The following is a 20121-nucleotide window of genomic DNA, read 5'->3' as shown; positions in this document are numbered from 1 at the left end:
AATATCAGACCGGTCGTCTAGTAACTTGATGAAAAAAATCGCCTGTACATCAGCAGGCGTTTACTCGTGCAGCGCCGTCAGTGCTCCTTGTGATCGTCAGGCCTTTTGTACGTCCGGGCGGGTACGCGAAGACTCAAGAGTCACCCTCTCCCACTTGGCGATCACCAGGGGCGCAATCGCATTGCCCAACACATTCAGGGTGGTGGTGCCGCTGTCGATAATCCTGAAGATACCGGCGATCAGTGCCACGCCCTCCAGCGGGAGACCGGCAGACGCCAACGTGGCCGACAGGATGACGATGGCGAATCCAGGCACCCCGGCAGCACCTTTAGAGGTCAGCACCATGGTCACCACCAGCAGAATTTCCTGAGAAAGCGACAGATCGATTCCATAAAGCTGGGCGATGAAAATTGTCGCCACGCCGAGGAAGATCGACGCGCCATCGAGGTTGAACGCGTACCCCACTGGCACCACAAAACTGACAATACGCCGTGGCACCCCGTAGTTCTCCAGCTTGCTCATCAACTGCGGCATGACCGCTGCAGAGGCAGCACTGGAGAACGCAAGAATCAACTCGTCGCGGAAATACCTGATCAACTTGAAGATGTTCTCGCCGATCAGGTAACTGATTCCTCCGAGCACTACCAATGCGAAGACGATCAGCGCCAGATAAACCACACCAATCAACTTGAGCAGGGGCAACAACGAGGCAAAACCGAAGGTCGCGACGGTCGCACCGATCATGCCGAACACCCCTATCGGGGCATAGGCCATGACGATCGAGACGATCCTGAACATCGCATCCGAAATGCCTTGGACCAGCGCAACCACAGGTGCACTTTTTTCCTTGGGCAATGCGTTCAGCGCGACACCGAACAACACCGCGAAGAACAGGACCGAAAGAAGCTTCGCCTCGGACATCGCCACCAGAACGTTATCCGGAACGATGTTTTGCATAATCACGAGCGCGCCCTTCGAAGGCTCCATCGTGATGGCGGCAGTACCGTGTGCGATGCCCGAAATATCGGTGCCCGTACCGGGTTCGAAGAGGTTCGCGAAACACAGGCCGATCACGATGGCCAGGCCGGTGATCGCAAAGAAATAGCCAAGCGACTTGATGCCCATCCGGCCGAACGACTTGTTGTCTCCGCCTCCGGCGATACCCAGGATCATGCAACAGAACACGATAGGCACGACCACCATCTTCATCATCTTGATGAAGATATCGCCAAGCGGTTTCAGGATCTCCGCACTGACCCACGACTGATACTGCGGATGGGTGTTGAAGTACCAACCAACGAGCACGCCAAGCAACAGCCCGGCAACGATTTGCCACACCAGGGGAATACGTTTCATGTCTAGCCTTCTTGTTGGAATGAAAGGACTGCATCAATTCGGCAGTTGCTAGAGTCATGAGCTTCCAGCTCACTTGAGATCAAATGGCACAACGCCGTTGTGCCATTGCGTTTCTTACTTGGCGAAGAGCTGGCGCATATCCTTGAAGGCCTTGAATTCGAGGGCATTGCCGCAAGGGTCGAACAGGAACATGGTGGCTTGCTCGCCAACCTGTCCTTTGAATCGAATGTAAGGTTTGATCACAAATTCGGTACCGAAAGACTTGAGGCGCTCTGCCAGCGCTTCCCACTCTTCCCATCCCAGGATGATGCCGAAGTGAGGAACAGGAACGTCGTGCCCGTCGACCGGGTTGCTGTGAACGCTTTCCTGAGACGCGGTTTTCGGGTGCTCGTGAATCACCAGTTGGTGCCCGTAAAAGTTGAAGTCGACCCACTGGTTGCTGGAACGCCCCTCTTCCAGGCCGAAGACTTCACCGTAAAAAGTGCGGGCTGCGGCCAGGTTGTAAACGGGGATGGCGAGGTGAAAGGGTGAAAGGCTCATCAGGACTCCGATACGTTTTTTGTGGTTGATGAGCACATCGTAGGGCGACACTGACAGCAAAAAAATCAATATATATTTCTCAGAAACACAACTAATATTTGTGAATGATCAAAGAACTCAAGACCCTCATTGCCGTCGCCCGGGAAGGCACTTTCGCTGCGGCCGGCAACCGGATCGGCCTCACCCAGGCAGCGGTGAGCGCCCAGATTCAACGTCTGGAAGCCGAGCTTGGCTTTGAAATATTCGACAGAAAAGGACGCTCGGCCCACCTCAACAGGATGGGCCAGCAAGTCCTGCTTCAGGCGCAGGAGCTGCTTCGTCTTTACGACAACCTGGGATCGACCACCGTCGGTCTTTCCACCAGCATTCTGGTCAACGTCGGCGCAATCGCCTCAGTCCAGCGATCGTTTCTCCCGGACGCACTCGCCAGGTTTCACCAGCAGTGCCCGGAATGCCGAACGCGTGTCGTGCCCGGTCTTTCCATGGAGCTGGTGAACCTGGTGGATACTGGCGAAATCGACATGGCGGCGATCATTCGGCCGCCCTTCTCGCTTCAAAGCGATCTGCGCTGGACCACACTGGCGCTTGAACCCTACCGTCTGATCGTGCCCAAGGACGTACCGGGAGAAGACTGGATCGAACTGCTCTCAAGCCTGCCGTTCATTCGCTATGACCGCTCTTCATTCGGCGGCAGGCAGGTCGATCGTTTCCTGCGACAGATGCATTTCACTTTGCGTGAAGTCTCTGAGCTGGATGAGCTGGAGGCCATCATCAGGCTGGTGGAGAATGGCGTAGGGGTCGCGCTCGTGCCGCAGACGGCCACCCATCAGCAATGGCCGTCAGGGGTGCGGGCGCTCGATCTGGGCCAGCATACTTTCCATCGTGATATCGGACTGGTGCACAGGCCTCGGCGAAGTTTCACCGAACCTGTACGGACTTTGGCTGAACTTATTCTCGAGCAATTCAAGGTGGCGGCTGAGTGAGGGTCGATGGCTCACCCCTCAACAAGCCGCCCCGCAACCCACGCACGACTATACCCGAGCACCCTCCCCGCCAACCCCAGCGGAAAATGAATCACACCATGTGCGGTTTCCGGCAACAGGTGCACCTCCACTTCCGCCGCTCTGCCCCAACGTTCAGCCAACTCAAGCGTGTCATCCCTGAGCGGATCCAGTTCCGCAGCGAACATCAACGCTGGCGGAAAACCGGTGAAGTCACCGTACAGCGGTGACAACGGCGCCTGCCGGCGTTCTTCCTCGTTCAATCCCGGAGTGAGCATTTGCAGCGCTTCAACCATCCCCGGCCCGTCCAGCAGCAAGGTATCGGGCCCGGCGCTGCGTACGCTGGGGGTTCCGGTAAGGTCGTAGACGCCGTAATACAGCAGCGCCCCGCTCACCCGTTCGAGCAGGTCCGGCCACTGTTTGAGTTGCAGCAGGGTCGCGGCGGCGAGGTGGCCGCCTGCCGACTCGCCCACGACGATGACGGGCAGGTTCGCAAACTCGCGGCAGTCATCGCTCAGCAGCCAGCGGGCCGCCGTGAGGCAGTCCTGCATGGTGCCCTCGATCGGAGTCGAGACCACAAGCCGATAGTCGACCGAAATCACTGCTACGTCGCAGGCTTTCACCATGGCAACGTTGAGGGGGTCGTTCATCTGCGCGTTGCCGATGACCCAGCCGCCACCATGAAAATCCAGCACCACGCCTTTGGCCTTTGTCTTTGGCCGAATAATCCGCACCGGCACTGATGCGCCGTCGACACCCACCACTTTTCGCTCGGCCTCGAGCCCGTGCTTGAGCAACTTTCTTGCGCCGCCCAATTGGCTTAGTCGCAACAGCAACTGAATCGCCCGTGGCGTGATGCGATTGCGGATACGAAAGCGCGGCAGCCGGGCAAGCTTGCGGTTGAACGCGCGCAATTGCGCCAACTCGTTATCGTCTGCGGGCCAACGGGTTGATGTCTTCATTTCGTCCTGGCTCATCGGCGGTTGTTGCGCAGGATATCAGCGGTTGCGGTCTGTTCCAGCCTGGATGCCTGGAGCTACGCAAAAAGTTCATCGGCCGTCATCTCGCCCCGTTGATAGGAATAGGCAATGATCAAAGACAAACCGACATAGGTGAGTGTTTCTTCGATGGATACCATGAGCTGAAACCGCATTCACTGGAGCCCGTCATGACCACCACCAAAACCCTCTTCATCACCGGCGTCAGCAGCGGCTTCGGCCACGCGCTGGCCAAGGAAGCGCTGGCTGCCGGCCACCGCGTCATCGGTACCGTCCGCAACGAAGCCGACCTGCAAGCCTTTCAGGCGCTGTCCAGCGGCAACGCGTACGGCGTGCTGCTGGATGTCACGGACTTCGACCGCATCGAAGGCGTCGTGGCGACCGTCGAAGCGACCCACGGTCCGGTCGATGTGCTGGTCAACAACGCCGGCTACGGCCACGAAGGCATTTTCGAAGAATCGCCACTGGAGGACATGCGCCGCCAGTTCGACGTGAATGTGTTCGGCGCGGTCGCGGTGACCAAGGCGTTTGTGCCGTTCTTTCGCCAGCGGCGGGCGGGTCATATTCTCAATATCACGTCGATGGGCGGCACAATCACCATGCCGGGTATCGCGTACTACTGCGGCAGCAAGTTTGCGCTCGAAGGCATCTCCGATACCCTGAGCAAGGAACTGGCGCCGTTCAATATCTTCGTGACCGCCGTCGCACCGGGTTCATTTCGAACCGACTGGGCCGGTCGTTCGATGCAGCGCACGCCGCGCAGCATCGCCGACTATGACGCCAGTTTCGATCCGGTGCGCAAGGCCCGCGAAGACAAAAGCGGCAAGCAACTCGGTGATCCGCGCAAAGCGGCGCTGGCGATGTTGCAGATCATCGCCAGCCCTGCTCCGCCAGCGCATCTGTTGCTGGGCAGCGATGCATTGAACCTGGTGCGCGACAAGTTGAAACGCGCCGCCAGCGAGATCGATCAATGGGAAACGCTGAGCCGCTCCACCGACCATTGAACGGCCCACAGAGAGAACCCGATGAAACAGGCCGACCCAGGCACGTCGCGCATGGTGCAGCTCATGGAGACGCTGGCACCGGTCGAGGGCTATAACCTCAGTGCGTTGGAGGGCGTGCGCTTCCTGCGCTCGAACCGACCACTGACCCGCACGCCGGTGCTGTACGACCCCGGCATCGTGATTCTCTGTCAGGGACAGAAACGCGGGTATCTGGGCGATGACGTTTACGTCTATGACGCCCAGCATTACCTGGTGGTGTCGGTTCCGATCCCCTTCACCATGGAGACCGACGCCTCTGAAGACGAGCCAATGCTCGCGATCTATATGCAACTCGATTTCCAGGTGGCCAGCGAGTTGATGCAGCAAGTGGATGAGGTTCACGGCCCGAGCGATGCTCAACCAAAAGGCATGTTCGCCTCGCCGATGGACGACCGCCTGCGCGCATCGACACTGCGCTTTCTCGAAGCCATGAGTATTGCGGGTGAGGCGCAGATATTGGGGCCGTCGCTGTTGCGGGAAATCTACTACCGCATCCTGACCGGCGAACAAGGCGGCTCGATGCGCGCCGCACTCAATCGGCAAGGGCACTTCGGCAAGGTGACGCGGGCGATCCGCAAGATCCACAGCAGCTATCAGGAGCGCCTGGACGTCGAGCAACTGGCCCGCGAAGCGAGCATGAGCGTGCCCAGTTTTCACCTGCATTTTCGCAGCGTGACGGACGCCTCGCCCATGCAATACCTGAAGTCGACACGTCTGCATCAGGCGCGTCTGCTGATGTTGCGCCACGCCATGACTGCGTCAGCGGCGGCGTTCAGTGTCGGCTATGAAAGCGCTTCGCAGTTCAGCCGCGAGTTCAAACGTTTTTTCGGCCGAACGCCGCAAGCGGAGATTGAGTGGATGAAGGCAACGTACGCGTTGCCTGCCCCGACGTCGGCCTCGGATTATGTCTCGTCGCATTAGCCGATCAGGCCTCTACAGGTGACTGCGGGGTGTCGGGGTCCAGTTGCCGACGGCGGAACTGTCCAGGTGGCTGGCCGTGGATCTGGCGAAAACGTCGGGAGAAATAAGCTTCATCTGCAAAGCCGCACAGCCTCGCCACCTCGCCCACTGGCCGGGTTCCATTGAGCAGGTAATTGCGCGCCGCGTGCATTCTGCGCTCCAGCACCAGCTCGGTGAAGGTCTTGCCGATTTCCTTGCGCAGCCAGTGCGTGAGATAGGTTGGTGACAGATAGGTCGCCGCCGCCACCTTGATCAGATTGAGATCGGGGTCGGCAATGTTCTTGCGCAAATATTCGAACATCCGGCTCAGTGCATCCCGCCGACTGGCTTGTGCGGCATTCTCTTCTGCCAGGCGCTTGAGCGGTTCGGCATACAGGACGCACACCTTGCCTACCAGTTGCAGCAGCAATCCCTTGAGCACTTCGCGTGTACCGAACTGACGATTCTCGTCCAGGCCGCGCATCTGTTCGATCAAGCCACAGACCTCGTTGAAGTCCTCATCCCCCAGTATGAAATCCAGATGCTCTTGAAAGCGAAACGGCGACAGTTCGGGCGCCAGGAGAATCGATACCTCCTCCAGATCCATCGGGTCGCACTGCAAATGCGGCAACAGAAAGGTCTGGGAAAAGTTGATCACCATGAAATTGCTGTCCGCCGGATGCGGGATCACGTGCACACGGTGCGGCAGGATGAATGCCAGTGCGTTACGCGGAAACGGACGAACCGCGTTGCCAATGTGCTGCACCGTGTCGCCGCCGAGGTTGATCTGGATCTGGAAGTATTCGTGTCGATGCGGGCTGGTCTCGGCGCGGCGACCTTTTTTGTCACGAATGTAGAAATCCATCATCTCGCTGCGTTGCTGCATGACGTAGGTGGGCACACGGCATTGTGACGTCATTTGTTGAGCATCCTCGACAGGTACTTGGGCAGGTTTTCCTGGCGTTACCGAGTAATCGGCGTGGTTCATCTTGAAGGTTCGGCGCCGGCCCTTCAAGCAGTCATACGATGACACCGAACTCAGTGTTTTTTATACACCGCCGCTGCCAATGATCACTGTCCAAAAAACGCGACCGCAAAGTCAGCGTTTTTTTCGTTTAAAAACAGTCGGATAAAAAACAAACCAGAGAGCATCTGGAAAATTCACTGTGTGGACTTTTTTGGACAGGTTTATCCGACGCGCCCTTCTCCGGAAAAAATGATCTAACACCTTGATTGATTTCAAGAGGTTGTACGACCACTGTATTTCCCACGCCCAACCTCTTTCAAAAACAACAGAAGGTGCGCACGTCATGAATCCGCTATTGCTCCCCGCCGCCCCTCCCCATCCTTTACCGACGATGCCAGCCGGAAGACGTCCCTGAACGTCTGACCCTGGCCGTTTGTGCCAATCGTTTCAACTTCGATTGCCTTGCCTGCGGACAGCGGGCAACGGCGTCGGCTGTCCGCAAACAACTCGACACTTCTAACAATAACGAGGTCCACTCATGTCGAATTCGCACACCTCTCAAACCACCGCGCCCCCCTTGATTGCCGCCGACAGGGACGCCGTGTCATCCCGGCGACTGCCGACGCGGCGACGCTGGTTCATGCTCTCGCTGCTGCTGATTGCGACGATCATCAATTACATCGACCGGGTGAACATCTCGATCGCCGCCCCGTTCATGGCCAAGGACCTGGGCCTGGACAAGATTGAAATGGGGCTGATCTTCTCTGCCTTTGCCTGGACCTACGCACTCGCTCTGGTGCCGGCCGGATTTATCGCCGACCGCTTCGGCTCACGCTTCACCTACGGGGTTTCACTGATCAGTTGGTCGACCGTCACGGTGTTTCAAGGCTTCGCCACGGGATTCGCTTCGCTGTTCGGTCTGCGCCTGGCCGTCGGGGCGATGGAAGCGCCGGCATTTCCGGCCAACAGCCGTGCGGTGACTGTGTGGTTCCCGGCGCGGGAACGGGGCCTTGCCAGCAGCATTTACGTCTGCGGGCAGTACCTGGGCACGGCACTGTTTACCGGCGCCCTGCTGTGGCTGGCCACAACCTTTGACTGGCGCCATGTCTTCTACAGCACCGGCGCGCTCGGCATCGTCTTCGGTGTGCTGTGGCTGTATCTGTATCGCGATCCGCTGAACTGCAAGAAAGTCAGCAAGGAAGAGTTGAAATACATCGAGGCCGGCGGCGGGCTGGTCAAGAGCAGCCAGGAACGCACTCGTTTCAACTGGCGGCAGATCGCCGAGTTGTTCAGCTATCGCCAGGTCTGGGCCATTTGCATCGGCAAGTTCGCCAGCACCTCGGCGCTGTACTTCTTCCTCACCTGGTTCCCGACCTATCTGATTGAGGAACGCCATCTGACCACGATCAAGGCCGGGATCTTCGCCGTGATGCCCTTCGTGGGCGCAACGGTCGGCATCCTGCTCGCCGGCATCGTGTCCGACCTGTTGATCCGTCGTGGCTATTCAATGTCCTTCGCTCGGAAACTGCCGCTGGTAGTCGGGTCGATGCTGGGCATGTCGATCGTGCTGGTGAACTTCACCGACTCGAACGTCATCTGCATCGCCGTGCTGACCATTGCCTTTTTCGCTCAGGGCATCGCGTCGTCCTCGTGGGCGGCGGTGTCGGAGGTGGCGCCCAAGGAACTGATCGGACTCACCGGCGGGATTACCAGCCTGGCCGCCAACATTGGCGGCATTGTGACCCCGATCGTGATCGGCGCCATCGTCCACGCCACCGGCTCGTTCGCCTGGGCGTTCTGGTTCATCGGTGCCGTGGCGCTGATCGGCACCCTCTCCTACTCATTGTTGCTCGGTCGCCTGTACCGCATCGAGTTGAAAACACGCTGAAGCCAGAACAACTGTTTTCTCCAATTGGAGGCGGCTTTCGTCCAACTTCGCCAGCGATTGCCGCCGTACGCTGCACTCTCACACAGGACTTCCAGCAGGATGAACATGACCGAATACGTCTTTACCCCGGATCTGCCAGTGACCTTGCCGATTGTCGGCAGCGAGCAACGCTTTCCCGTCGGACGCGTGTTCTGCGTCGGCCGCAACTACCCGTGGCCGGACACCCTGGGCCAGCCGCGCCAGCCACCGGTGTTCTTCATGAAACCGGCAAGCAGCGTGGTGGACGCTGCCGGCGAAGTGATCTTCCCGTCACTGACCGAAGAGTTTGCCCATGAAATCGAGCTGGTCGTGGCCATCGGCGAAGGCGGCGCGCAGATCCCAGAGAGCCAGGCGCTGGCCTATGTCTGGGGCTACGCCGCCGGCCTGGATCTGACCCGTCGTGACGTACAGCGCCTGGCCAAGCGCGACGGCTTGCCATGGGAAGGTGCCAAGGTGTTTGACGGCGCCGCACCGATGACCGCCATTGTGCCGGTCACCCGGACCGGTCGGCTCGAAGGGGAATTATGGTTGAGCGTGAACGGTGAAGAACGCCAGCGCGATCGTCTCGACAGCCAGATCTGGTCGGTGAGTGAAGTCATCAGCCGTATCTCGCAATCCGTAACACTCAAGGCCGGCGACCTGATCATGACCGGCAGCCCCGCCGGCGTCGATGTCTTGCAACCCGGCGACGTCATCAGCGCCGGGATCGACGGCATTGGCCAACTTGAAATGCGCGTCGGCCCCCGGCCTTGAGGCTGTCCTTAAGTGATTGGAAAAAAGGAGAACAACAAGATGTCTGACACTCAATCCTTGAAAGTTGCCCTGGTGACCGGCGCCGGCAGCGGGATCGGCCGTTCCGTAGCCCTGGGCCTGCTGGCCGACGGTTACACCCTGGTGCTGGCCGGGCGCCGGCCCGAACCCTTGCAGGCGTTGGTCGATCTGGCGGCCAGCGAAGGCCGCGAAGCGCTGGCGGTGCCTACCGATGTACGCGACACCGCCAGTGTCGATCAGCTGTTTGCAACCATTGCCGAAGTCTACGGACGCCTGGACGTGGTCTTCAACAACGCCGGGGTCAATGCCCCCGCCGTGCCGCTGGACGAACTGACGTTCGAGCAGTGGCGAAACGTGATCGACACCAACCTCAATGGCGTTTTCCTCTGTGCCCGTGGCGCGTTCGGGCTCATGCGCCGGCAACAGCCACAGGGTGGCCGCATCATCAATAACGGTTCGATTTCGGCCCACACCCCCCGTCCTTTCAGCAGCGCATACACCGCCAGCAAACACGCGGTGCTGGGGCTGACCAAGTCACTGGCGCTGGATGGTCGGGAATTCAATATCGCCTGCAGCCAGATCGACATCGGCAATGCCTTGACCGAAATGTCGGTGCGCATGACCAAAGGCGTGCGCCAGGCCAACGGCAGCATCGCCGTGGAGCCGATGGTCGACGTCAAACATGTCGCCGACGCCGTGCGCTACATCGCCGGTCTGCCCCTGTCGGCCAACGTCCTGAACATGACCGTCATGGCCACCGCCATGCCGTTTGCCGGCCGCGGTTGAGCCGGCTTTTTTATTGCGTAAGTGAGGTTTACATGAAGCCAGAAGTCTTGCAGTTGAGCCCGATCCTGATTCCGGAAATCAATGCCCGTCTCGGCGAGCTGTTCACGATCAGGCGTTATTTCGAGCAGGCCGACAAAGCGGCATATTTGCAGGAACACGGCGCCAACATTCGCGGCGTGATCACCGGTGGTCACACGGGCATCAGTCAGGCGCTGATGGCGCAACTGCCCAAACTGGAAGTGGTGGCGGTCAACGGTGTCGGCACCGATGCGGTCGACCTGGCCTACGCCCGGGATCGCGGGATCCGCGTGACGGCGACCATCGGCGCACTGACCGAAGACGTGGCCGACCTGGCCATCGGTTTGCTGATCGCCGTGTGTCGTGGGCTGTGTACCAGTGACCGTTACGTGCGCTCGGGCCAGTGGCCGCAAAGCCCGACCCCATTGGCACCGCTGCCTTTGGCGCGGCAAGTGTCCGGCATGCGTATCGGCATCGTCGGCATGGGCCGGGTCGGCCGAGCGGTCGCCACCCGGGCAGCCGCGTTTAGCTGTCCGATCAGCTACACCGATCTGCAACCGATGAGCGATGTCAGCCACACCTTCATCGCCGACCTCAAGCAACTGGCCCGCGACAGTGATGCCCTGATTCTCGCGGCAGCCGCCGACAAGGCCGAGGCCATCATCGATGCCTCCGTGCTGCAGGCTCTGGGCAAGGGCGGCTACCTGATCAACGTCGCCCGAGGAAAACTGGTCAACGAAACCGATCTGGTGGCGGCCCTGACGGCTGGCGAGATCGCGGGTGCGGCACTGGATGTTTTCGTCGACGAGCCTAACGTGCCTGAAGCCTTGTTTGCCCAGGAACAAGTGGTGCTGCAACCACATCGCGCCAGCGCGACCCTGCAGACCCGCACCCGCATGGGCGAGATGGTTGTGGCGAGCCTGGTGGACAGTTTTGCCGGAAAGACTCCGCAAGGATGTGTGACCGGCTGAGCCTCACAGTCATCGGGGGCCGCTGCCCCCGATGATGGATTTCAGACCCGATCGGACTACAACGTGTAGGAAATGCCGACCTGCACCGTTCTCGGTGCCCCTGGATAGGCGTAGACGTTACCGAATGCGCCCTCGTCGTAGTCCCGGTCAAACAGGTTCTTCAGGTCGAGATTGAGACGTAACTTGTCATTGACCTTGTAGTAGCTGAGCAGGTCGACAACGGTGTAGCTCCCCATCGAAAATGCAGTGTTGGCCGTTTGACCCGCGCGCTCATCGACATATTTGACGCCTGTCCCCAGACCCAGACCACTGAGGGCACCGTCCTGGAACTCATAGACGTTGAGCAGGCTGAAGCTGTTTTTCGGGATGTTCATCAGTCGCGTGCCGGAGCGGATCACGTTGTCCTTGGTCACCTCGGCATCGACGTAGGCGTACCCCCCGATGACACCCCACTCGGGGGTCAGGTTGCCGGCAACATTGAGGTCAAATCCTCGGCTGCGCACTTCCCCGGCAGCCACGCTGAAAGTCGAGTCCACCGGGTCAGTGGTCAGGACATTGCGCTTTTCAATCTGATAGATCGCCGCGTCGACGCTCAACTGATGATCCAGCGCTTCCCATTTGACGCCCATCTCCCAAGACTTGCCTTTCTCCGGTTCGAAGCCGCCGCCCTGGCGACTTGCGCCGGTGTTGGGCTTGAAGGAACGCGCAGTGTCCGCGTAGACCGCGAGGGTATCAGTCAGGTCGTAGGACACACCGACGCGGGGCGTGACGGCATTGTCACTGGCCTGCCAGTTCTTGCCGCCGGGCACGTAGGTTTCGTAGTCGTGTTCGAAGCGTTCGAAACGTGCGCCGGCCAGGACTTTCAGCCGATCGGTCAGGGCCACCTGGTCCTGTACGAACGCGGCGTAGGTCTTGAGATTTTCCTTGTCGTGGGTCGGGGTGCGCGTCAGTGCCGGACGGGGCTGCCCATACACCGGATTGAAGATATTGATCGGATAGGCACTCACCGCGCCGCTGGAGCGCTGGATGATCGACTGGTAGTCGTAATCTTCGTATTCGATACCGGTCAGCAATGTGTGCTGCAGGCCGCCGGTGGAGAAGTGACCGGTCAGGTTGAGTTGGGTGTCCTTGTCCGTCCACTCCAGCTTGCGGTAGTTGAAATTTCGTCCCAGGGTCCGGCCGTCGGCGGCAATGCCGTTGGCTTCAATGGCATTGCCCTGCAAGGTACCGTCGAGCCACTGGAAGCCACCGCAAAGCGTCCAGTCTTCATTGAGCACATGCTCGAAGCGCAATTGCGCCATGTTGTTGTCGTTGTGCAACTTGCCAGCGTCCGGTTCACCGAAGAAGGTGTCGCGGGAAGCGGTGCCGATCTGCCGTGGATAACGCGTCGCGCCCCGGTCCAGCGGATGGTTGTTGCGCATGAAGTCGCCCTCGAAGATCACTCGGGTGTCATCGCTGGCTTGCCAGGTCAGCACGGGGGTCACGCCGTAGCGTTCGGTTTCGACGTGATCGCGGAAGGTATCGCCGCCCTCGCCCACCACGTTCAGGCGATAGGCCAGACGTCCCTCTTCATCAAGCGGGCCGGAAGCATCCAGCGTACCCCGCCGCATGCCTTGGTCATTCAACTGGCTGCCGAGTGTGACCGTACGCTCGGGCAACGGTTGTTTGGAAACGACATTGAAGGTGCCGCCCGGATCTCCACGGCCGTAGAGCATGGTCGCCGGCCCGCGCAAGACTTCCAGACGCTCGATGGTGTTGGCATCCGGCATGTTCGGATAACCGCGGTTGATCGGGAAACCATTACGGTAGAACTCGCCGGTGGTAAATCCGCGCACGGTGAACGTGGTCAGTCCCTGGCCGCCGAAATTGTTGGCTCGCCCTACTCCGCCCGCGTAATCCAGTGCGTCCTGCAGCCGGGTAGCACCGATGTCTTCGACCGCGTCTTTAGTGACGATACTGATCGACTGCGGGGTTTCATGGATCGAGGTGTCGGTCCGCGTGGCACTGGCCGAACGGGTCGCGCGATATCCATGTACCGGACCGTCCGCTCTTTCGTAATCCGCGGTACCGACCACATCGGTTGCCTCCAGCTCCAGCGCTGACACCGTTGAATCGGATGGCTCGGCCCACGCAAAGGGAGACAACGTTTGCAACACACAGATAGACAGCAGAGTTCGACGCATGAGGGGAAAACCTTACGGATAGGCCAGAACGAAGGGGATAACTGCCAGCAAAACGCGGCGGATGGTATACCACCCGCCGCGCAATTGATAGGCATTCCCATTCGTTTGTGCGACTGACTCTCGACCGCTTGCGTCTACTGCTTTCTCACACGCTCAGAAGGCGCTTCGTGGTCGCCATAGACGTACTCAACGATTGCCCCGTGCGTTGCAGTTTGTTCAGCAGACTGGCCCCCAGCCACAGCTGATACAGGGTTTCAGCCAGTTGCCGAGCATCGCCCTCAGGCAAGCTTTTTTCGATCTGGCCCTGTTCGATGCACTCGGTGATGCGCGCCACCACTCGCTCGGCACCATCACGCAAGGTCAGGCGCATGGTTTCGGAAAGGTCGGCCACCTCGGCACTGAGTTTCACCACCAGGCATTCGTCGCCATGGCCTTCCAGGGTGCAGCGATCCTGCCAGCCTTGCCAATAATCCATCAGCCGTTCGTGGGCGCTCAGGCCGGGCAGCGTCAGGCGTCGCTCCATGTCGGCCAGATAGTCGACGAAGTAATCCTCGAGCAAGGCCTGGCCGTACAGTTCCTTGGATTTGAAGTAGTGATAGAACGAGCCCTTGGGCACGCCGGCGGTCTGCAGGATCTCGTTCAGGCCAACACTGGTGAAGCCTTTCTCGGCCATCATCCGGTGGCCGGTGTCGAGCAAATGTTGGCGGGTGTCGTCGTAGGTCGGTTTCATGGGGCACGAATTACCAGGCAATAGACCAGTCGTTTATCTCAAAGGAACGCGAGTTTGCCACACCTGTCCATGAAAAACCTTCGAAGAAAAAATTACTAGACGACTGGTCTAATTGGAAACTATGCTGCGCCCCTACAAACTTTTCCCGGTGTCGATCCTGTGCGAATCCCTTGCTCATGAACGCTGCCAGACCAACCCAGGGTGCTCTATGAAAATCTTGATGGTTTTGACTTCCCACGATCAACTCGGCAACACCGGCAAGAAAACCGGCTTCTGGCTCGAAGAGTTCGCCGCCCCCTACTACGCCTTCAAGGACGCCGGCGCCGACGTCACCCTGGTTTCGCCCGCCGGCGGTCAGCCACCGCTGGATCCGAAGAGCGACGAGCCCGATGCTCAGACGGCTGAAACCGACCGTTTCCGCCAGGACCCCACCGCGCAGCAGGCACTGGCGAACACCGGCCGCCTGGCCGACGTCCGCGCCGAAGATTTCGATGCGGTGTTTTATCCAGGTGGCCATGGCCCGCTCTGGGACCTGGCCGAAGACAAGCATTCGATTGCCCTGATCGAAGCCTTCGCGCGCAGCAACAAGCCCCATGGCTTCGTCTGCCATGCGCCGGGGGTGCTGCGTCATGTCGTCGACGCAGACGGTAAACCGCTGATCCAGCACCGCGAAGTGACCGGTTTCACCAATTCCGAAGAAGCAGCCGTCGGTTTGACGGACGTAGTGCCGTTCCTGATCGAAGACGAGTTCCAGCGTCTTGGCGGTCGCTATTCCAAAGTTGCGGATTGGCAGGTTCATGTCGTGACGGATGGAAAACTGGTTACCGGCCAGAATCCTGCCAGCTCGGCGGCTGTCGCCGAACAACTGTTGAAACTGCTCGGCTGAGGCGTCACTCCGCTCCTTCAACTTGATCCGAACACCGTGTGCGTGTTGCACGGTGTTCTTTTTTTCGCCCACCAAATAGTCGACTGGTCTAATAAACCCGTGGACAGGATGCATCCATGAACAACAGCCGTTTCTTCACCCCGGCCACCCTTGGTCACCACACTCTGAAAAACCGCATAGTCCTGCCGCCCCTCACCCGCCAGCGCAGCACCCAACCGGGCAATGTCGCCAATGAATTGATGGCCGAGTATTACCAGCAACGTGCCGGTGCCGGTTTGCTGGTGACTGAAGGCACCCAGATCGAACCCCGTGGCCAGGGATACGCCTGGACTCCAGGCATTCATACACCTGAGCAAATTGCCGGTTGGCGCAAGGTCACCGAGGCCGTTCACGCCAAAGAGGGGGTGATCTTCGCCCAGCTCTGGCACGTGGGACGCGTATCGCACAGCGCTTTGCAACCCGATGGTGCCGCGCCAGTGGCGCCCTCCGCTGTCGCCACCGATCGGGTCAGCGTTTTCATCGAGACCGGGCCGGGCATGGGGTCTCTGGTGCCGCCATCCTCACCGCGCGCACTGACCACCGAGGAAGTCCAGGAACTGGTTCAGCTGTACATCCAGGCGGCGCGCAATGCCATGGACGCCGGTTTCGACGGTATCGAACTGCATTGTGCCAATGGTTATCTGGTGAACCAGTTCATCTCCGCCCACAGCAATCTGCGCACCGATCAATACGGCGGTTCGCTGCATAACCGTCTGCGCTTTCTGCGCGAAGTGGTGGGCGGCGTCGCCGAATGCATCGGCAAGGAAAAGGTCGGCGTGCGCTTCGCGCCTCTGTTCACCACCACCGATGAAGCCCGGACTTATCTGGGTATGGTCGAGGAAGACCCTCACACCACCTACATCGAAGCGATCAAGGTGCTGCAAGACGTCGGCATCGCCTACCTGTCCATCGCCGAAGCCGACTGGGACGACGCGCCAGTAATGCCGGAAACCTTCCGTCGAGCAGTACGCGACACCTTCAGCGGCGCGATCATCTACGCGGGCCGCTACAACGCCGAAAGCGGTGCGCGGTTGCTTGAATCCGGACTGGCGGACCTCGTGGCTTTCGGTCGCCCGTTCATGGCCAACCCGGACCTGCCCGCGCGCATCGCCAATGGCTGGCCGCTGAATTCGCTGAACCCGGCCACGGTGTATGGCGGCCATGCCGAAGGCTATGTGGATTACCCGGTGTACGGAGAGTAGCTCTCGCTGGCGACACTTTTGGCGAGCTGATTGCGGCCCGCCCCTTTGGCTTGATACAGCGCCTGATCTGCCGCAGCGATCAGGCCTTGTATCGTGTCCAGTTGCGATCCGGTGGCGGCCGCGATGCCGATACTCACACTCACTCGGCCGAATGGACTGGTCCGGTGAGCGATAGGCTCTTGCGCCAAGCGTTTCAGGATCATTTGCGCCACGACCGCTGCGCCGTCACTGTCGGTATCGGGCATGATCACCGCCATTTCTTCCCCCCCGTAACGCGCCACCAGGTCCGATGGTCTGCGCACGCAGGTCTCAAGCACCTTGGCCACCTGCTGCAGGCAGGCATCGCCGGCAATGTGCCCTTCGGCGTCGTTGAACAGTTTGAAATAGTCGAGATCAATCATCAGCAACGCCAACGAAGTTGCGTCACGCTTCGCCCGGCGCGCTTCCATCGCCAGGGTCTGATCGAAACATCGCCGATTGGCCAGGCCTGTCAGCGCATCCTTCATTGCCAACAGCTCAAGTTGCCGGTTCGTGCCGAGCAGCTGTTGTTGAGTATCGCGCAACTCACCTTCCACCTGCGTCCGGCGACGAATATCCAGAATCAAAAACCAGCCGATAACACCGGTGAGACCCAGCAATGTGGTAACCACACCGATCGACAACAGCGCTTCAAATCGCCACGCCGCCAGGGCTTCGCGCTTACCGAGCGCAACCGTAGTGATCAGCGGCAGCGTTTCACTCTTGCGAAAGGCATAGAGCCGTTCCACGCCGTCGAGACTGGACGTGAAGGATGCAGTGCCAACCGATTTGTCCACCAGGTACTTCGCATAGATCGGCGAATTGGAGAAGTTGCGCCCCATGTCCTGTTCACGGAAAGGGTAACGGACCAGCAGTGTGCCATCGGTGTAGGACAAGCCAATGGCGCCCTCCTGCCCTATATCGAGCTGGCCGAACAGACGCAGAAAGTTTTCCACCCCCAGGGTGACCGACACCACACCGGCAAACTCTCCGCGATCGTCATTGAAACGCCGGCTGATCGTGATCACCCACTCCTGATTCGAACGACTGCGGATGGGCGGGCCGATGAAGGGCTCGCGAGATGGATCGTCACGGTGATGAATGAAATAGGCACGGTCACTGCTGTTGGCACCGACAGGAATCGGCCGGTTGGATGACATCAACCAGTGGCCTTTGTTGTCGTAGATAGTGATGCCACTGAGCTGCGGCATCAGCGGTCGCTGCCGGTTGATCAAAGTCTTGAGTCGTTCGATTTGCGCTGGGCCACTGCCTTCAGTTTCCAGACGTTCGACGAGTCCGAGCAGAAGCAGCGAGCTCTGCCGGACAATGCCTTCGGAATACGTCGCAAGTGCCTGCGTCAGGTTCAACCCGTGGACATTGACTTCATCCAGTGCTCGATCCCGAGAGCCCAGTATCTTCCAGATGGTCAGCGATGCCAGGGAACAGCCGATTACCAACAGCAAGAGCATTACAAGGTGAGTATCACGCTTCACTTCAGTACCTATGGAAAGTCCGGTTTCCGTCACCGCTATTATTTGATCGGGGCATTACATCGACCGCGCGTCCTTGTCAGCACGTCAGCCGCGGTGCTGTCGCTCTGGTTTTGCGCAAGAATCCGAAATGCCCCGGACGACGGCAGGCAACGCGAGGGTGTCTTGCCGTCCCTCGTCTCGACTAGACGATTTTCAAAGCCTTGAGAATCACCAGCGTACTCTCGGCAAACGCTTGAGCCTGCGCGGTCAATTCGGCAAGGTTTTCTTCCGCGGTGGTCAGGGCCTTGCCGTCCTTGAGGAGACCTTCGCCCTGGCCGCCGATGATGCCCCATGCCAACTGCGCCCATTCAGCCGGGTGCTTTTTGCCCTGCTTGATCGATATCAGGAACAACTGCTGGAAGCGACTGACCGTCACCCCACCTCCGGTCACCGGACTCGCCAGGGTCTGAATCTTGTGGCCATACAACGAACGCTTGCACAGCTGCAGGTTGAGGGTATTGCAGCGGGCCTGCACCAGTTTTTCGGCTGCTTCGCTCTGACACGGCGCCACGGCCCCCATGCCGATCAACACGTTGAGAGCCTGTTCCACATCGCCATAGGCCAGCGAGGGCAAAAGATCCAGCAAATGCCGCAAGGTCTTCGGCACATAGGCGTCATCCGCCAGTGCTGCGAGTACCGGGCCATAAATCTCTGCCTGCAGCGTCGCTGCGCCTGCCGGACCGGTGACGTTGGCCGGCACGCTGTCGGCTGCCTGCAAAAGGACGAAGCGCGTGCTGAGCATACGCTCGCGGTGCTCGGTAGCAGATAGTCTGTTGGCGCCGCGCACATAAAGGTCCCGGCGGAAACTCTGGTTCACAAAATAGTCGCGCGCCTGCTCACGCATGACGGGGTGCTCAATGCCTTCCAGAAAGTCCATGCCTTCGGCGGTCAGGTTGAGCGGATCGACGGAGTCCAGCGGCACGGCTGTCGTGGCGTAGTCGAGTTTGGCGGGCGCCAGGGCATCCACCACGTCGGTGAAATACATGCAGTTCCAATCGCGGTTGAAGTACTCATGGGCAACGTACTGGCGATCCTGGCCTTTGATGCTCTGCAGCTTGGCGTCCAACCCTGGCGCCGAGTTGGCATATTTAGGATTTGCAGCCAGCAGCGCTTCGGAAAACTGCAGCGCAGCGTCGATACGTTGATCAGGACGTGCAGAGGCCTGGCTGGCGAAACGGTCGTGCAGGCTGAACAGTTGGCGCAAGGGTGCCTGGGGCGACCAGCCCGGGAAGCAGTTGTAGCTGACGTACAGCAGGCCACCAGGCTTGAGATGACGACGGGCGAATTCGACGATCAACTTGTGGTTATCGCGGCTGACCCAGGTCCAGATGCCATGCAGGCTGATACTGTCGAACTGAGGCAAATCATGACGGGCCAGCAACTGCTCGAAGCTGTCGTCATACAGTCGCGCATCACTGCCCCAGTCGCTGGCCAGAGCAATGGCATGGGACGCCTGACCTGGGTGAAAGTCGGTGCCGACATAAGAGCCCGGATTACCCGCCGCATGGATGTTGATCGAAACACCCTGACCAAAACCCAGCTCACAGTGGTAGCCGTCGCTACTCTCCAGCGTGGCGAAGCCGCGCAACAGCAGACAATAACGCTGGAAAACCGGATTGATTTCCCGGCTATAACTGTAGGTATAGCCTTCGTCCGTGAAATATCCCTCGTTCCAGGCATTGCTCATGCGTGCATCCTTTTTCTTATATCGGAAGTGAAAGTCGCTCTTATACGGTGTAGCCATGGCGTATCACAAGAGGAAAGTGATCAGGCAAACGCCTCCTGGATAAACGCCTGCAGCATCGCTTCCTCAAGAATCTAAATCGAGAAATGGCCGAGCCTTTTCCTGCGGGCAAAACAAAACCCCAACTGCTTTCGCAATTGGGGTTTCGGAATTTAATCTTGACGATGACCTACTCTCACATGGGGAAACCCCACACTACCATCGGCGATGCATCGTTTCACTTCTGAGTTCGGGATGGGATCAGGTGGTTCCAACGCTCTATGGTCGTCAAGAAATTCGGGTACTGACTCGTGACCAGATGGCCTCGCTTCAGCAAATTGGGTATGTGACAGCTAGGTGTTTTGTGAGCATCGAACTTTCGGTTCATTGCGTCTTCACACACCGCAATCTGGTCTCTTTCGAGTCTACAGATTGCTTGGGTGTTATATGGTCAAGCCTCACGGGCAATTAGTATTGGTTAGCTCAACGCC

The 20121-nt window shown here is 59.2% G+C and carries 17 protein-coding genes and 1 rRNA gene; 9 read left to right on the top strand and 9 right to left on the bottom strand.

Annotated features, from left to right (window positions below):
• Window positions 1-96: 96 nt before the first annotated feature.
• Window positions 97-1356, bottom strand: a complete 1260-nt coding sequence (locus ACKUG4_RS00090) for a cation:dicarboxylate symporter family transporter (protein WP_445433078.1) — start codon at window positions 1354-1356, stop codon at window positions 97-99.
• 114 nt (window positions 1357-1470) lie between these two features.
• The gene (locus ACKUG4_RS00085) at window positions 1471-1896 is read right to left on the bottom strand and encodes a VOC family protein (protein WP_445433463.1); all 426 of its coding nucleotides are present in this window, start codon (window positions 1894-1896) and stop codon (window positions 1471-1473) included.
• A 104-nt stretch (window positions 1897-2000) separates the two neighbouring features.
• Between ACKUG4_RS00085 and ACKUG4_RS00080 the strand changes: the two genes are divergently transcribed.
• The gene (locus ACKUG4_RS00080) at window positions 2001-2879 is read left to right on the top strand and encodes a LysR family transcriptional regulator (RefSeq protein ID WP_064595608.1); all 879 of its coding nucleotides are present in this window, start codon (window positions 2001-2003) and stop codon (window positions 2877-2879) included.
• An 11-nt stretch (window positions 2880-2890) separates the two neighbouring features.
• Here the strand turns inward: ACKUG4_RS00080 and ACKUG4_RS00075 are convergent, their stop codons facing one another.
• Window positions 2891-3859, bottom strand: a complete 969-nt coding sequence (locus ACKUG4_RS00075; RefSeq protein WP_103386300.1) for an alpha/beta hydrolase — start codon at window positions 3857-3859, stop codon at window positions 2891-2893.
• A gap of 206 nt (window positions 3860-4065) precedes the next feature.
• Here ACKUG4_RS00075 and ACKUG4_RS00070 point away from each other — a divergent pair, with 206 nt between their 5' ends.
• Both ACKUG4_RS00070 and ACKUG4_RS00065 read left to right on the top strand, forming a co-directional pair.
• Complete coding sequence (locus ACKUG4_RS00070; protein WP_039771007.1) at window positions 4066-4899, top strand: oxidoreductase; 834 nt, start codon at window positions 4066-4068, stop codon at window positions 4897-4899.
• 21 nt (window positions 4900-4920) lie between these two features.
• On the top strand, window positions 4921-5859 hold the full coding sequence (locus tag ACKUG4_RS00065) for an AraC family transcriptional regulator (protein WP_445433077.1): 939 nt from the start codon (window positions 4921-4923) through the stop codon (window positions 5857-5859).
• Window positions 5860-5863: 4 nt separating this feature from the next.
• On the opposite strand, the gene ACKUG4_RS00060 is transcribed toward ACKUG4_RS00065, so the two are convergent.
• Window positions 5864-6796, bottom strand: a complete 933-nt coding sequence (locus ACKUG4_RS00060; RefSeq protein ID WP_445433076.1) for a helix-turn-helix transcriptional regulator — start codon at window positions 6794-6796, stop codon at window positions 5864-5866.
• Between the two features lie 586 nt (window positions 6797-7382).
• On the opposite strand from ACKUG4_RS00060, the gene ACKUG4_RS00055 reads away from it, so the two are divergent.
• The 4 genes from ACKUG4_RS00055 to ACKUG4_RS00040 all read left to right on the top strand — a co-directional run bounded on the left by ACKUG4_RS00055 (window position 7383) and on the right by ACKUG4_RS00040 (window position 11317).
• Complete coding sequence (locus ACKUG4_RS00055; protein WP_064595597.1) at window positions 7383-8732, top strand: MFS transporter; 1350 nt, start codon at window positions 7383-7385, stop codon at window positions 8730-8732.
• A gap of 99 nt (window positions 8733-8831) precedes the next feature.
• Window positions 8832-9524, top strand: coding sequence for a fumarylacetoacetate hydrolase family protein (locus ACKUG4_RS00050; RefSeq protein ID WP_039771001.1), 693 nt, complete (start codon window positions 8832-8834; stop codon window positions 9522-9524).
• A 39-nt stretch (window positions 9525-9563) separates the two neighbouring features.
• Window positions 9564-10328 carry an SDR family oxidoreductase gene (locus tag ACKUG4_RS00045; protein ID WP_445433075.1) on the top strand — a complete coding sequence of 255 codons (765 nt, stop codon included), beginning with the start codon at window positions 9564-9566 and terminating at the stop codon, window positions 10326-10328.
• Window positions 10329-10360: 32 nt separating this feature from the next.
• A complete protein-coding gene (locus tag ACKUG4_RS00040) occupies window positions 10361-11317 on the top strand; it encodes a 2-hydroxyacid dehydrogenase (RefSeq protein ID WP_445433074.1) in 957 nt (318 codons plus the stop codon).
• A 56-nt stretch (window positions 11318-11373) separates the two neighbouring features.
• Here ACKUG4_RS00040 and ACKUG4_RS00035 read toward each other — a convergent pair whose 3' ends face one another.
• Both ACKUG4_RS00035 and curR read right to left on the bottom strand, forming a co-directional pair.
• Window positions 11374-13500, bottom strand: coding sequence for a TonB-dependent siderophore receptor (locus ACKUG4_RS00035; protein WP_445433073.1), 2127 nt, complete (start codon window positions 13498-13500; stop codon window positions 11374-11376).
• Window positions 13501-13645: 145 nt separating this feature from the next.
• Window positions 13646-14230 carry a TetR family transcriptional repressor CurR gene (gene curR / locus ACKUG4_RS00030; protein WP_445433072.1) on the bottom strand — a complete coding sequence of 195 codons (585 nt, stop codon included), beginning with the start codon at window positions 14228-14230 and terminating at the stop codon, window positions 13646-13648.
• A gap of 208 nt (window positions 14231-14438) precedes the next feature.
• Between curR and ACKUG4_RS00025 the strand changes: the two genes are divergently transcribed.
• Together ACKUG4_RS00025 and ACKUG4_RS00020 are read left to right on the top strand one after the other, a co-directional pair.
• Window positions 14439-15116 (top strand): type 1 glutamine amidotransferase domain-containing protein, encoded by a 678-nt coding sequence (locus ACKUG4_RS00025; protein WP_445433071.1) that lies wholly within the window; start codon window positions 14439-14441, stop codon window positions 15114-15116.
• 116 nt (window positions 15117-15232) lie between these two features.
• On the top strand, window positions 15233-16357 hold the full coding sequence (locus ACKUG4_RS00020) for an alkene reductase (RefSeq protein ID WP_445433070.1): 1125 nt from the start codon (window positions 15233-15235) through the stop codon (window positions 16355-16357).
• On the opposite strand, the gene ACKUG4_RS00015 is transcribed toward ACKUG4_RS00020, so the two are convergent.
• From ACKUG4_RS00015 to rrf, 3 genes are all read right to left on the bottom strand, one after another.
• Entirely contained in the window at window positions 16336-17868 is a 1533-nt protein-coding gene (locus tag ACKUG4_RS00015; protein WP_064595580.1) for a sensor domain-containing diguanylate cyclase, read from the bottom strand. The two genes, ACKUG4_RS00020 and ACKUG4_RS00015, sit on opposite strands and share 22 nt — an antisense overlap.
• A 181-nt stretch (window positions 17869-18049) precedes the next feature.
• Window positions 18050-19594, bottom strand: a complete 1545-nt coding sequence (locus ACKUG4_RS00010) for a methyltransferase regulatory domain-containing protein (RefSeq protein ID WP_163974769.1) — start codon at window positions 19592-19594, stop codon at window positions 18050-18052.
• A 213-nt stretch (window positions 19595-19807) separates the two neighbouring features.
• Window positions 19808-19923 (bottom strand): 5S ribosomal RNA (rrf, locus tag ACKUG4_RS00005).
• Window positions 19924-20121 lie beyond the last annotated feature (198 nt).

The organism is Candidatus Pseudomonas auctus, assembly GCF_048654275.1.
Taxonomy (GTDB): Bacteria; Pseudomonadota; Gammaproteobacteria; order Pseudomonadales; family Pseudomonadaceae; genus Aquipseudomonas; species Aquipseudomonas pharyngis.
Note: the sequence above shows the minus strand (reverse complement) of the source record. Positions and strands in the feature narration are given on the sequence as shown.